Origin of the sequence: Bradyrhizobium tropiciagri, from assembly GCF_018130505.1 — a bacterium.
Lineage (GTDB): Bacteria > Pseudomonadota > Alphaproteobacteria > Rhizobiales > Xanthobacteraceae > Bradyrhizobium > Bradyrhizobium tropiciagri_B.
This window is the reverse complement of sequence record NZ_JAFCKH010000022.1, coordinates 19718-33384: the sequence shown is the minus strand read 5'-3', so window position 1 is coordinate 33384 and position 13667 is coordinate 19718. Positions and strand designations below refer to the sequence as shown.

The 13667-nt window shown below is 65.0% G+C and carries 12 protein-coding genes; 11 read left to right on the top strand and 1 reads right to left on the bottom strand.

All coding sequences use genetic code 11. From position 1 onward, the window contains the following. Nucleotides 1-265: 265 nt before the first annotated feature. From JQ633_RS34715 to JQ633_RS34675, 9 genes are all read left to right on the top strand, one after another. A complete protein-coding gene (locus JQ633_RS34715; RefSeq protein ID WP_211990330.1) occupies nt 266-1522 on the top strand; it encodes an MFS transporter in 1257 nt (418 codons plus the stop codon). A 303-nt stretch (nt 1523-1825) separates the two neighbouring features. Beyond that, nucleotides 1826-2677 (top strand): outer membrane protein, encoded by an 852-nt coding sequence (locus JQ633_RS34710; RefSeq protein WP_211990329.1) that lies wholly within the window; start codon nt 1826-1828, stop codon nt 2675-2677. A gap of 183 nt (nt 2678-2860) precedes the next feature. Beyond that, nucleotides 2861-3685, top strand: coding sequence for an outer membrane protein (locus tag JQ633_RS34705; protein WP_211990328.1), 825 nt, complete (start codon nt 2861-2863; stop codon nt 3683-3685). Between the two features lie 153 nt (nt 3686-3838). Then, nucleotides 3839-4429, top strand: coding sequence for a glutathione S-transferase family protein (locus JQ633_RS34700; RefSeq protein ID WP_211990327.1), 591 nt, complete (start codon nt 3839-3841; stop codon nt 4427-4429). Between the two features lie 26 nt (nt 4430-4455). Then, complete coding sequence (locus JQ633_RS34695; RefSeq protein WP_211990326.1) at nt 4456-4926, top strand: GNAT family N-acetyltransferase; 471 nt, start codon at nt 4456-4458, stop codon at nt 4924-4926. A gap of 172 nt (nt 4927-5098) precedes the next feature. Further along, complete coding sequence (locus JQ633_RS34690) at nt 5099-5311, top strand: hypothetical protein (protein WP_211990325.1); 213 nt, start codon at nt 5099-5101, stop codon at nt 5309-5311. Nucleotides 5312-5389: 78 nt separating this feature from the next. Further along, nucleotides 5390-6562, top strand: coding sequence for a phosphoserine transaminase (locus JQ633_RS34685; protein ID WP_211990324.1), 1173 nt, complete (start codon nt 5390-5392; stop codon nt 6560-6562). 229 nt (nt 6563-6791) lie between these two features. Continuing rightward, the gene (serA, locus tag JQ633_RS34680; RefSeq protein WP_211990323.1) at nt 6792-8381 is read left to right on the top strand and encodes a phosphoglycerate dehydrogenase; all 1590 of its coding nucleotides are present in this window, start codon (nt 6792-6794) and stop codon (nt 8379-8381) included. 159 nt (nt 8382-8540) lie between these two features. After that, nucleotides 8541-9713, top strand: a complete 1173-nt coding sequence (locus JQ633_RS34675; RefSeq protein WP_211990322.1) for a thiolase family protein — start codon at nt 8541-8543, stop codon at nt 9711-9713. A 76-nt stretch (nt 9714-9789) separates the two neighbouring features. Here JQ633_RS34675 and JQ633_RS34670 read toward each other — a convergent pair whose 3' ends face one another. Beyond that, entirely contained in the window at nt 9790-10245 is a 456-nt protein-coding gene (locus JQ633_RS34670) for a MarR family winged helix-turn-helix transcriptional regulator (RefSeq protein WP_211990321.1), read from the bottom strand. A gap of 87 nt (nt 10246-10332) precedes the next feature. On the opposite strand from JQ633_RS34670, the gene JQ633_RS34665 reads away from it, so the two are divergent. Beyond that, the gene (locus JQ633_RS34665; RefSeq protein WP_211990320.1) at nt 10333-11766 is read left to right on the top strand and encodes an MFS transporter; all 1434 of its coding nucleotides are present in this window, start codon (nt 10333-10335) and stop codon (nt 11764-11766) included. A gap of 177 nt (nt 11767-11943) precedes the next feature. Next, a complete protein-coding gene (locus JQ633_RS34660; RefSeq protein ID WP_211990319.1) occupies nt 11944-13608 on the top strand; it encodes a mucoidy inhibitor MuiA family protein in 1665 nt (554 codons plus the stop codon). Nucleotides 13609-13667: the final 59 nt, after the last annotated feature.

Below are 13667 nucleotides of genomic sequence, written 5' to 3'. Positions count from 1 at the left end.
CCCGTCATCCTGAGGTGCGAGCTCTTGCGAGCCTCGAAGGATGCACGGCCACCAGCCGGGCCGATTCATCCTTCGAGGCTCGCTCCGCTCGCACCTCCAGCGACAAAGGCGGAGCCTTTGCGCGGGGATGACAGGGACAGGGGCGATCTTGCGCGATGTCCCACACAGCGCATCGCAGCTATCGGCTATTCCCACTGGTCGCATCCGCCTCCGCGTCGTACGAAACGGAGGTATTTTCAGCGAATCCGCCTCAGGGAATGCTGCCTTGAACAAGCCCGTCGTGAGCGAAGAGGTGTTGGGCGAGCCGGTGCTGGTGCCGGAGCTGTCGCCTGCGCTCGCCGCGAAAGCGGCTGCCGCGGGGCCGGCCTATGTCGTGCTCGCCGGCATCAGCTTCTCGCACTTCCTCAACGACACGATGCAGTCGCTGATCGCCTCGGTCTATCCGATCCTGAAGGACAATTACGCGCTCGACTTCGCGCAGATCGGCATGATCACGCTGGCGTTCCAGTTCACGGCGTCGCTGCTGCAGCCGGTGGTCGGGCATTTCACCGACAAGAAGGCGCAGCCGTTCTCGCTGTCGATCGGCATGGGCTTCACCTTTGTCGGCCTGTTGATGCTCAGCGTCGCGCACGCCTACGGCATGATCCTGATCGCCGCCGCGCTGGTCGGACTCGGCTCCGCGGTGTTCCATCCGGAGGCGTCGCGGATCGCGCGGCTGGCCTCGGGCGGCCGCTACGGCTTCGCGCAATCGCTGTTCCAGCTCGGCGGCAGCTTCGGAACGTCGATGGGACCACTGCTGGCCGCCGCCATCGTGGTGCCGTTCGGCCAGCCCTCGATCGCCTGGTTCTCCTCGATTGCGTTCCTCGCCATCGTGATCCTGTGGCGCATCGGCGCCTGGTACAAGCCGCAGATCGCAGGCAAGAAGGCCGCGGTGATCGAGCGCCATCCTGATCATCCGGACCAGCGCCGCGTGATGATCGCGCTCGCCGTGCTGGTGGCGCTGCTGTTCTCCAAGCAGCTCTATGTCTCGAGCCTGTCGAGCTACTACATCTTCTATCTGATCGACCGGTTCGGCGTGTCGACCCAGGGCGCGCAGCTCTATCTCTTCATCTTCCTCGCCGCGAACGCCGCCGGTGCCTTCATCGGCGGGCCGCTCGGCGACCGCTTCGGCCGCAAATACGTGATCTGGTTCTCGATCCTCGGCGCGCTGCCGTTCACGCTGGCGCTGCCCTATGCCGGGCTGTTCGCGAGCGCGGTGCTGACGGTCGTGATCGGGCTGATCATCTCGTCGGCGACCTCGGCGATCATCGTGTTCGCGCAGGAACTGATGCCGCATCGCTTCGGCATGATCTCCGGCGTGTTCTTCGGTGTCGCGTTCGGCATCGGCGGGCTCGGCGCCGCCGTGCTCGGCAAGCTCGCCGACCAAACCTCGATCGCCTTCGTCTATCAGCTCTGCGCGTTCCTGCCGGCGATCGGGCTGCTCGCGGTGTTCCTGCCGAAGATGCCGAAGCCGATTCGCTGAGCACATCGCGGCAACAAGCGTGTAAGCGCGACGCCTGCATTAAGCCTTCGCTAACCCTTGCGGCCTCGCAACCTTCGCGTTCGTCAACACATCGTTAGCACTTGCGGCGGTTTCGCCATGTTTGGCGGGCCGCGTGCGCCTTTTGATGGGGCCCATAAGCAACAGCAACACGAAATGGTCAGAGAAAATCAACCTTAAAAATTAGGGTTAAGCGCCGCTTAAGCATTTGCTGCCATCGTCCGGCCCGTGAGTTTCAGACGTGGGGCTTTCGTGTCGCCTCACTTGGCCAAAAGGACGAAGCCAATGCGTAGCGTTAAGTCTCTGATTGCCGCAGGCGCGGCATCCCTGATGTCCACGGCGGTGTTCGCCGCTGACATGCCGATCATGCCGCCGCCTCAGATGGCGTACGCTCCTCCGCCGGTTCAGCAGGACTTCGGCGGCTGGTATCTGCGCGGCGATATCGGCATGACCAACACGAAGGGCAGGCTGCACACCAATCTGTACGACACGCTGCCGGCCAACGCCGTGCTCAACCAGTACGGCCATGGCTTCGACAGCGGCATGCTCTACGGCATCGGCGTCGGTTATCAGTTCAACAGCTGGTTCCGCGCCGACATCACCGGTGAGTATCGCTCGAAGGTGAACTTCACCGGCACCGACTTCGCGACCTTCCCGACTAATCCGCTCGCCGACGCCTATCACGGCGGCTACACCAGTTGGGTCGGCCTCGTGAACGTCTATGCCGATCTCGGCACCTGGTGGTGCCTGACGCCGTTCATCGGCGCCGGTGTCGGTGCCGCGTCGATCAAGACCACGGCGTTCTCCGACGTCGCGACGTTCCCGAGCGGGTCCGGCCTGACCGGCACCTACATCGCCGACGGCGCCACCAAGACCAATCTCGCCTGGGCGCTGCATGCCGGTGTCGCCTACAAGGTCACCAACAACTTCACGGTCGAACTGGCCTATCGCTATCTCGACATGGGCACTGCGGTGCAGGGCAACGGTCGCTCGTTCGACGGCAGCAATGCCGGTCCTTCGTCCTTCCAGTTCCGCGACCTGACCTCGCAGGACGTCAAGCTCGGCGTCCGCTTCGCGCTGCCGTGCTGCGACGTGCCGCCCCCGCCGCCGCCCCCGCCGCTGATCCGCAAGGGTTAATGGCGAGACCGACACGGTTAACGATTGCAGACGGCGCGGGATCATCCCGCGCCGTTTTGCTTTTGTGGCGCGCCGCGCATTCCGCAACTCGCCCGCGGCAAAAGCTTTCGGCGACAACGATTGGTTAAGGTTAACAGGCGATGATCAACGCATAGTTTGATGGGTTGGATGGAGCGCATGGTGATGCGTAGGTTCTTGCTGGCGGCAATGATGTTCGGGGCAGTGACCGGCGCACGCGCCGCCGATATGCCCGACCTCCCGGTCCTGCGCGGCTCCTATGTCGAGGGGTTGAACCGCTCGACCACAAACTGGGCCGGCTTCTACGTCGGCGGCCAGGCCGGCTATGGAACGTCCACCGAGAATTTCGGCGGCTCCAACAAGAACCTGCTGACGCCGCTGCTCGATCACAACGTGATTTCGCAGATGGATGTCGCGAACTGGGATCTCGGGCTCGGCAAGGTATCGCAGCACGGGACCGGCTTCGGCGGCTTTGCCGGCTACAACTGGCAGTTCGACGATATCGTCGTCGGCGCCGAGGTGAGCTACATCCACGGCACGTATGGCGGCAGCTCCACCGCGAGCAAGGAATTGATCAGCGGCTCGCCGCTGACTGACAGCTTCTTCCACGACGTGCGCGTCGATTCGACCGCATCGATCCAGATCACGGACATGGCCACCTTCCGCGGCCGTGCTGCCTATGCCTGGGGTTGCTTCCTGCCCTACATCTTCGGCGGTGTCGGATTCGGCAATGCCAACATCTCGCGCAGCGTGACCATCTACGACTCCATCAGCACATCTGCCCTGGGCCCGTTCTCGACGCCGTTCGTCAACGGCGCGACAGACGTGCGGCACAACAACCTGGTGGTCGGCTACAGCGGCGGTCTCGGCATCGATGTCAGCCTGATGGGGGGCCTGTTCATGCGGGCGGAATGGGAATACGCGCGCTACACCACCGTCATCGACACCAGCGTCAATACGGTGCGCGTCGGTCTCGGCTATAAATTCTGACGTACCATCCTTCCCGCAAGCCAGACAGCGAACGGCGCGGCCGGACGCCGCGGCGTCAAGCACAATGAATGATCGACGCACTCGCGGTGTTGTGTGAGCATGATCTCCGCGCGGCTGATCGGCCGCCGGGCATCGGGCCGGGGAGCGCATCACATGAAGATCTACGGCGACGCCAATTCAGGCAATTGCCTGAAGGTGAAGTGGGTGTGCGACAAGCTTGCGCTGCCCTATAGCTGGATCGAGATCGACACCCTGAAGGGCGGCAGCCGGACGGCGGAATTCCTCAAGCTGAACGGCTGGGGGCAGGTGCCGACGGTCGAGCTCGATGACGGCCGCACGCTGGCGCAGTCCAACGCCATCATCCGCTACCTCGGGCGCAGCAGCGAGCTGATTCCCGCCGATCCCTATTCCGCGGCGCAGATGGATGCGTGGATGTTCTGGGAGCAGAATACGCACGAGCCCTATGTCGCGGTCTGCCGCTTCCAAATCGTGTATCTCGGCAAGGCCGTCGCCGAGCTCGATCCGAACCTGGTAAAGCGCGGCTACGTCGCGCTCGACCATCTGGAGCGGCATCTCGGCGCCACGCGATTTTTGGTCGGTGAGGCGTTCTCGCTGGCCGACGTCTCGCTGCTCGCGTATACGCGCCTCGCGCATGAGGGGGGGCTCGACCTCGACCGCTATCCTGTTATCGACCGCTGGATCGCCGATTGCGAGCGCGTGCTCGGCCTGCCGCCGGCGCGCTGAGATCTCGCTATCCGACAGAGACCGACATGACCGCAGCTTCTTCCATCACGATCCGCCGCGCCCGCCGCGATGACGTCGCCGCCATCGTCGGCATGCTGGCCGACGATCCGCTCGGCAGCGGCCGCGAACGGATCGAGGATCCGTTGCCGCAAATCTACTATCAGGCGTTCGAGCGGGTCGATCGCGATCCCAATTTGCAGCTCGTCGTTGCGGTCGACGGTGAGGGCGCTGTGGTCGGCTGCCTGCAGCTCGCGATGATGGCGGGTCTCTCTTCGCAGGGCACTTCGCGCGGCCTGCTCGAGGACGTGCGCGTCGCAAAACATTGCCGCAGCCGCGGCATCGGCGAGCAGCTGGTGCAATGGGCGGTCACCGAGGCGCGCGCGAAGGGCTGCGTGCTCGTCGAACTGCTGACGCATCACACCCGTGTCGATGCGCAGCGCTTCTATGAACGGCTCGGCTTCGCACGCAGCCATGTCGGCATGACGCTTCGGTTCTGATGCTTGCGCACGAAGTTGCATTCTCTGGCGCGCCAGTGCCTGCGGTAGTTCTCGCTCTGCTATCCGGTTAAGAACCAATAAACTAAGCCCACCTCCGGGGTTTTACGGGGCGGGAACGACTGGGCTATATCGACGTCTCCCATGGGGCTCGGCGGCAGCTTGGGGATTTGAAATGCCAGACTATTCGATCGTGCGGCTCGGCAACGAGTACATCGTGCAGGCCGGCGAGAAGAGCATTCTGAAGATATCGAGCCGGCGCAAGGCCGTTAAGCTCATGACTCTGGCGGCAGATTTGCTCGACCAGGAAATGACGCAGCAGGCTGAGGAATCCCCATCAATCAGCCGTGATGCCACCGTCGGGCCCGACGCGCCTGAACTTCCTTGACGTTTTAGCCCCTTTCCACTATCCCCGGCGGCGGGAAACCTCTCCCCACCGAGAGGCAGCTATCTGGAAGGGTAGATCATGACTGCAGCGAAGCCCGCTTCGCGGCCTCACGTGCCGCATTTCTCCTCCGGCCCCTGTGCCAAGCGCCCCGGCTGGAACCCCGAAAATCTCAAGGACGCCGCGCTCGGCCGTTCGCATCGTGCGAAGGTCGGCAAGGCCAAGCTCAAGCTCGCGATCGAGCTGACGCGCGAAGTGCTCGAGGTGCCTGCCGATTACAAGATCGGCATCGTGCCGGCGTCGGATACCGGCGCGGTCGAGATGGCGCTGTGGTCGCTGCTCGGTGCGCGGCCCGTCACCACGCTCGCCTGGGAATCCTTCGGCGAGGGCTGGGTCAGCGACATCGTCAAGGAATTGAAGCTGAAGGACGTCACCAAGCTCAACGCGGGCTATGGTGACATCCCCGATCTTTCCAAGGTCGATCCGAACTCGGACGTCGTCTTCACCTGGAACGGCACCACCTCGGGCGTGCGCGTTCCGAACGCCGACTGGATCAGCGCGACCCGTGAAGGCCTCACGATCTGCGACGCCACCTCGGCCGCGTTCGCGCAGAAACTGGACTTTGCCAAGCTCGATGTCGTCACCTTCTCCTGGCAGAAGGCGCTCGGCGGCGAAGCGGCGCACGGCATGCTGATCCTCTCCCCGCGCGCGGTGGAGCGGCTCGAGACCTACAAGCCGGCCTGGCCGCTGCCGAAGATCTTCCGCCTCACCAAGGGCGGCAAGCTCAACCAGGGCATCTTCGAAGGCGAGACCATCAACACGCCGTCGATGCTGTGCGTCGAGGACTATCTCGACGCGCTGCACTGGGCGAAGTCGATCGGCGGCCTGAAGGCGCTGATCGCCCGCGCCGACGCCAACACCAAGGCGCTCGCCGACTGGAAGGCGCGGACGCCGTGGATCGATTTCCTGGCCAAGGATCCCGCGATCCGCTCCAACACTTCGGTGTGCCTGAAGTTCACCGATCCCGCGATCACCTCGCTGCCATCGGATGCGCAGGCCGACTTCTGCAAGAAGCTGGTCGCGCTGGTGGAGAAGGAGAACGCCGGCTTCGACTTCGCGTACTACCGCGATGCGCCGGCGGGCCTGCGGATCTGGTGCGGCGCCACGGTGGAAGCCAAGGACGTCGAACTGCTGACGCAGTGGATCGACTGGGCCTTCGCCGAAACCAAGGCGGCGCTGCCGAAGGCCGCGTAACTTCCTTAGTCACCTCTCCCCGTTCTTACGGGGAGAGGTCGGATTGCCCCCGGCGATGCGCAGCATCGTCCGGCAGCAATCCGGGTGAGGGGCTCTTTCGGCTTGCTCCTCGCCCGTGGCTGCCTCACCCCGACCCTCTCCCCGTAAGAACGGGGAGAGGGGGAAGTGATCAGAACTTCATCGCATCGATCCAATCGCCGCCCGCCGTGAGGGCGAAGGAACAATTCCCATGTCAAAGCCCAAAGTGCTCATTTCCGACGCGCTGTCCCCGGCCGCCGTGCAGATCTTCAAGGATCGCGGCGTCGAGGTGGACTTCCAGCCCAACCTCGGCAAGGACAAGGAAAAGCTCGCCGAGATCATCGGCAACTATGACGGCCTCGCGATCCGCTCGGCCACCAAGGCGACCGCAAAGCTGCTCGAGAAAGCCAACCGGTTGAAGGTGATCGGCCGCGCCGGCATCGGCGTCGACAATGTCGAGATCCCGGCCGCGACCGCCAAGGGCATCATCGTGATGAACACGCCGTTCGGCAATTCGATCACGACCGCCGAGCATGCCATCACCCTGATGCTGGCGCTGGCGCGCGAGATCCCGCAGGCCGACGCCTCGACCCAGGCCGGCAAGTGGGAGAAGAACCGCTTCATGGGCGTCGAGATCACCGCCAAGACGCTTGGCGTGGTCGGCTGCGGCAATATCGGCTCGATCGTCGCCGACCGCGCGCTCGGCCTGCGCATGAAGGTGATCGCGTTCGATCCGTTCCTTTCGCCGGAGCGCGCCAAGGACATCGGCGTCGAGAAGGTCGAGCTCGACGATCTGTTCAGGCGCGCCGATTTCATCACGCTGCACACCCCGCTCACCGAGAAGACCAAAAACCTGATCGACGCGGCCGCGATCGCCAAGATGAAGCAGGGCGTGCGCATCATCAATTGCGCCCGCGGCGGCCTGGTCGACGAGCAGGCGCTGGTCGATGCGCTCAATTCCAAGCACGTCGCCGGTGCCGCCTTCGACGTGTTCGTCGAGGAGCCGGCGACCTCGAACGTGCTGTTCGGCCATCCCAACGTGATCTGCACGCCGCATCTCGGCGCCTCCACCACCGAAGCGCAGGAGAACGTCGCGCTGCAGGTCGCCGAGCAGATGTCGGACTATCTGCTGTCGGGTGCGATCTCGAACGCGGTGAACTTCCCCTCGATCACCGCGGAAGAGGCGCCGAAGCTGAAGCCGTTCATCGAACTCGCCGAGAAGCTTGGCTCGTTCGCCGGCCAGCTCACCGAGAGCGGCATCGTCAAGACTGAGATCACCTATGAGGGCCATGTCGCCGAGATGAAGATCAAGGCGATCACCTCGGCGGTACTGTCCGGCCTGCTGCGGCCGATGCTCGGCGAGGTCAACGTCGTCTCGGCACCGGTCGTCGCCAAGGAACGCGGCATGGTGGTGGACGAGATCGTTCGCGCCGCGCAGAGCGACTATGAAAGCCTGATCACGGTTACCGTCACCACCGAGCGGCAGCAGCGTTCGGTGTCGGGCACCGTCTATGCCGACGGCAAGCCGCGGCTCGTCGATATCAAGGGCATCCGCGTCGACGCCGAGTTCGGCAAGACGATGATCTACGTGACCAACGAGGACAAGCCGGGCTTTATCGGCGCGTTCGCGAGCTTGCTCGGCGATGCCAAGATCAACATCGCGACCTTCCATCTCGGCCGCGTCAAGCAGGGCGGCGACGCCATCGCGCTGGTCGAGGTCGACGGCGCGGTGCCGGCCGATGTGCTGACCAAGGTGCAGGCGCTGCCGCAGGTGAAGCAGGCCAAGGCGCTGTCGTTCTAGTCCCGATATTCCGATCTGCGGAACAGAACGCCGTCTCCGGACCCGGAGGCGGCGTTTGTCGTTCCACGGTGCCGGGTATTGCTTGTCGCAGCCGCCGAAAACTGTGTACGAACGGGCCACGACACGCCACAATGACCATCATGTCTGAGGGAGAAAACAATGCGTGAAGCCGTCATCGTTTCCTACGCGCGCACCGGCCTGGCGAAGTCCGGCCGTGGCGGATTCAACATCACCCCGCCGATGTCGCTGGCCGGGCACGCCGTCAAGCATGCGGTCGAGCGTGCGGGCGTCGACAAGGATTATGTCGAGGATTGCTATCTCGGCAATTGCGCGCATGGCGCGCCGAACATCGGCCGCCAGGCCGCGCTGCTCGCCGGCCTGCCGAAGAGCACCGCCGGCGTCTCGGTGAACCGCTTCTGCTCGTCGGGCCTGCAGACCATCGCGATGGCCGCCAACAGCATTCGTTCCGATGGATCGGACTGCATCGTCGCCGGCGGCGTCGAGAGCATTTCGATTCCCGGCGGCGGCTCGCCGAAGGAATCGATCGATCCCGACCTGCTCAAGACCGCGCCCGACATCTTCATGGCGATGATCGACACCGCCGACATCGTCGCCGAGCGCTACAAGGTCTCGCGCGAATACCAGGACGAGTATTCGCTGGAATCGCAGCGCCGCATGGCCGCGGCGCAGCAGGCCAACAAGTTCAAGGACGAAATCGTCCCGATGAAGACCAGGATGAAGGTGGTCGACAAGGCAACCAAGGCCGAATCGATCGTCGATTACGTCGTCGACCGCGACGAGTGCAACCGTCCCGAGACCACGCTGGAGGGCCTCGCCAAGCTCGAGCCGGTCAAGGGCCCGGGCAAGTACATCACCGCCGGCAACGCCAGCCAGCTCTCCGATGGCGCCGCCGCCGTGGTGCTGATGGAAGCCAAGGACGCCGAGAAGCGCGGCCTCAATCCGATGGGCCGCTTCGTGGCCTGGGCCTCGGCCGGCTGCGAACCCGACGAGATGGGCATTGGCCCGATCTACGCCGTGCCGAAGCTCCTGAAGCGTCACGGCCTGAAGATCGACGACATCGACCTTTGGGAGCTCAACGAGGCCTTCGCCAGCCAGTGCCTCTATTCGCGCGATCAGCTCGGCATTGATCCCGAGAAGTACAACGTCAACGGCGGCTCGATCGCGATCGGCCATCCGTTCGGCATGACCGGTGCCCGGCTCACCGGCCACCTGCTGCAGGAAGGCCGCCGCCGCAAGGCGAAGTGGGGCGTCGTGACCATGTGCATCGGCGGTGGCCAGGGCGGCGCCGGCCTGTTCGAGATCTACAGCTGAGCGCTTGACCGCGCCGATCGTTTGAAAAAGTTGCGGCCCGGCGGATCACGCCGGGCCGTTTTTCATGATGGACCGACTATGATGCCGGTGCCGTCGGATGCTCGCCGAAATCGAGCGAAGCCACCAGTTCGAGCGTCTGGCGCAGATCGGCTGCCTGCTTGCTGCCGAACGCCGTCTCGAAACGGTCCTGCGCCTCGCGCCAGGCCACTTGCGACTCCGCGAGCCGCGCTTCACCGCGTTTGGTCAGCCGCACCAGCCTGCTGCGGCGATCATTGCCGTCGACCGCGACCGTCACGAGGCCGTCGCGCTGCAGCGGCTTGAGATTGTGGTTGAGGGCGGTGCGGTCGAGCACCAGGGCGGCGGCAAGCTCGCCCATCGTCGGCGATCCCGATCTTGCCAGATAGGCCAGCAGCGCACGCTGCGTGCCGCGCAGCCCGCTGGGCGCGAGGAGCGCATCGTAGAGCTGCGACACGCGCCGCGTCGCCTTGCGCAGCTGCGTGAGATTGCACCGAAGGGGTTCCGTCTTCGCCATCGCCTTGCCGTCTCCAACCTGCTTGACAATTACATGCATATGCACGTAATGGCAATACATGCATATGCACCTAATTGGAGATGTCCGATGTCCGAGGCCGACGCGGAAACGATCGACCTTCCTGCCGATACCGCCGTGCCGCGACGCCGGATTGCCGCAAAGGCGACCCCGCGGCAGGTCCTCGCCATCGTCTCGGTCGGCATCTGCCTCGCCAATCTGGACTTGTTCATCGTCAATGTCGGGCTGCCGAACATCGCGCAGGAGTTCCGCGATGCGTCGCTCGAGGACCTCTCCTGGATCCTCAATGGCTATGCGATCGCCTACGCCGCGCTGCTGGTGTTCTTCGGCCGGCTCGCCGAACGGCACAGCCGCAACCTCAGCTTCCTGCTCGGCGTTGCGCTGTTCACCGCCGCGTCCGCGGCGTGTGCCCTGGCGCGCAATGTCGAATTCCTGGTCATCGCGCGGATTGCGCAGGCTGCCGGTGCTGCGTTGATGACGCCGACGTCGATCGGTCTGTTGCTGGCGTCCTTTCCCGCCGAGCAGCGCGCCGGCGCGGTCCGTACCTGGACCGCAATCGGCGGCCTTGCGGCGGCGCTCGGGCCGCCGGTCGGCGGCGTGCTCGTGACCTTCGACTGGCGCTGGATCTTCATCGTCAACGTTCCGATCGGCATCGCTGCGCTCGTGATCGGCTGGCTGAAATTGCCCGAAGTGCCCGGCCACGACGTGCCGCGCCCGAATCCCTGGGCCGCGCTGCTGGTCACCTGCGGTATCGGCGCCCTGACCTTTGCGATCGTGAAGGCGAATGATTGGGGATGGGGCTCGCGCGGCATCGTCGTCGCCTTTGCCGTCGCAGCAGTCTGCCTTGCCGCTTTCATCCGGCACTGTCTCACCTCGAAAAATCCCTTCGTCGATCCGGCACTGTTCGCGGTGCGGCCCTTCACCGGCGCTTCGCTGGTGATGGCGCCCTATTCGGCGGCGTTCGGCGCCATGCTGTTCTCCGTCGCGCTGTGGGAGCAGACGGTGTGGGGCTGGTCGGCGCTACAGACCGGCCTTGCGATCGCGCCGGGCCCGTTGCTGGTGCCGATCACCTCGCTGCTGTTCGCCGGCCGCCTGATCGTGCGATTTGGCGCTGCCGCCGTGGTCTCCGCCGGCATCCTGTGCTTCGCGGCCGGGCTCGTCATCTGGGCCGCCCTGATGGGCGCTGACGCCAATGTCCCGGCGGTCGTCGCCGGTGTCATGCTGATCGGGATCGGCGTCGGTTTGACCTTCCCGACCCTGATGGGCGTCGGTGCCGGATCGCTGCCGCCATCCTCGTTTGCCACCGGCTCCGGCGTGATCAACATGATCCGGCAGGCCGCGCTCGCCATCGGCGTTGCGATCTCCGTCGCCATTCTCGCAGCACCGGTCACGATGGCTGACAGGATCGTCGCATTCCAGCGCGGCTGGTGGATCATGGTGGCGATCACGCTTGCCGGCTTCATTCCGAACTACCTGTTCATCCGCCGCAAAACGGGACACTGACCGGAAAAGACATCGCCCTGCCACGCTGCGGCCGCGGCGCCGCCTTGCTCGCGCCGCGCCGAAACCTCAATCGAACCAGTTCCTTCCTCGCCGCGTCTCAAGCACGAGAAGCGGTGCGCCTGCGCAGCCGGCGCATTCCGACATCTCGCGCGATGCGGAGATCACCGGAGGGATATCATGCGATTGATTGCGAACTGCCTCGTTACCACCAGCCTGGCGCTGGTGACTGCGCTGGTCGCCAGCCCGCTGCAGGCGGCCGATCTCGATGCGGCGTCGCAGGTCGACGCCGTCACCGTCTATCCCGATGGCGCGAGCGTCACCCGCGTCATCACGCTCGATCTGCCCGCCGGCGACAACACGCTCGTCGCCAAGGATTTTCCGATGGGCCTCGATCCGTCCTCGCTGCGCGTCGAGGGCAACGCGGGCGCAAGCCTGACGATCGGCGCGATCGACGCACGCCCGCCGCGCTCGGTGGCACCGGTCAACCTGCCGGACATCGACAAGCGCATCGAGGCGCTGAAGGATCAGCGTGAGGATCTGCAGGGGGCCATCGTCTCGGCCGAGGCTCGGCGCAAATTCGCCGAGCGCTTCGCCGAGGTATCGCCGGTCGGCCTTGGCGAGAAGGGCGAGGCGCGTCCGGTGAGCGAATGGCGCTCCGCGTTCTCCGCCGTCGGTGACGAGGTCGCGGCGGCCGACAACGCGATCCGTGATGCCAAGCGCAAGCAGCGCGAGATCGACCGTGAGATCGCGCGTCTTGACGCCGATCGCGCCGCCAAGCCGCCGAGCAAGCTCGAGGTACGAATCGAGCTCGCCTCCACTGCAGCGACCAAGGCCACCTTGCGCGTGACCTATGCGGTGCGTAATGCCCGCTGGACGCCGCTTTACGACGCGCGCCTCGATACCGGCGCGAAGGACCGCAAGCCGGCGATCGAGCTGGTGCGCCGCGCCGAGATCACCCAGTCGACCGGCGAGGACTGGTCGAACGTGGCCCTCGCTGTCTCCACCGTGCGCGTCGCCCGCGGCGGCAATGCGCCCGACCTCAATTCGCTGATCGTGCAATATCCGAGACCGCATCTGCCGATGGCGGCGGGGAGGGCGTTCGACAGCGTGCAGCAGCGTGCCGCCGCGCCGGCTCCAATGTCGTCTGAGCTGGCTGAAAGCATGGCAAAGCGCGCCGACGAGCGGGAGGCGGTCGCCGAGGTCGGCGCCTTCCAGGCCACGTTCAAGATTTCCGGCCGCGTCAGCGTCGTCGCCAATGAGGGCGCCAAGAGCCTGCGCATTTCGACGGCCACGATCAGCCCCGATCTCGCGATCCGTGCCGTTCCCGTGATCGATCCGACCGCGTTCCTGGAAGCGAGCTTCGTGCAGACCGACGATGCGCCGCTGCTGCCGGGGCTGGTCGCGATCTATCGCGACGGCATCTTCGTCGGCCGCAGCCGGATGGCGAGCGCCGCCAAGGACGAGACCGTGCGGCTCGGCTTCGGCGCCGACGACAAGGTCAAGATCGAGCGCACCGTGGTGAAGCGCAACGAAGGCTCGGCCGGTCTGATCGTCACGACGTCGAAGACCGACGAGCGCGCGTTCAAGACCACGGTGCGCAACGGCCATGATTTCCCGATCAAGGTCGCGATCCAGGATCAACTGCCGGTCAGCGAGAGCGAGGAGATCGTGGTCGAGATGCTGCCGTCGTCGACCCAGCCGACCACCACCAACTTCCGCGACAAGCGCGGCGTGCTGGAATGGGCGTTCGAAGCCAAGCCGGGCGATGTCAGGGATATCAATTTCGCCTGGCGGATGCGCTGGCCGAAGGACAAGGGTGTCGTGATGGTGCCGGCGGGCTGATCTGCATCCGGCGCCGATGACATCCCTCCCGATCTCGGGCATCACTTGCCAAAAGCAAT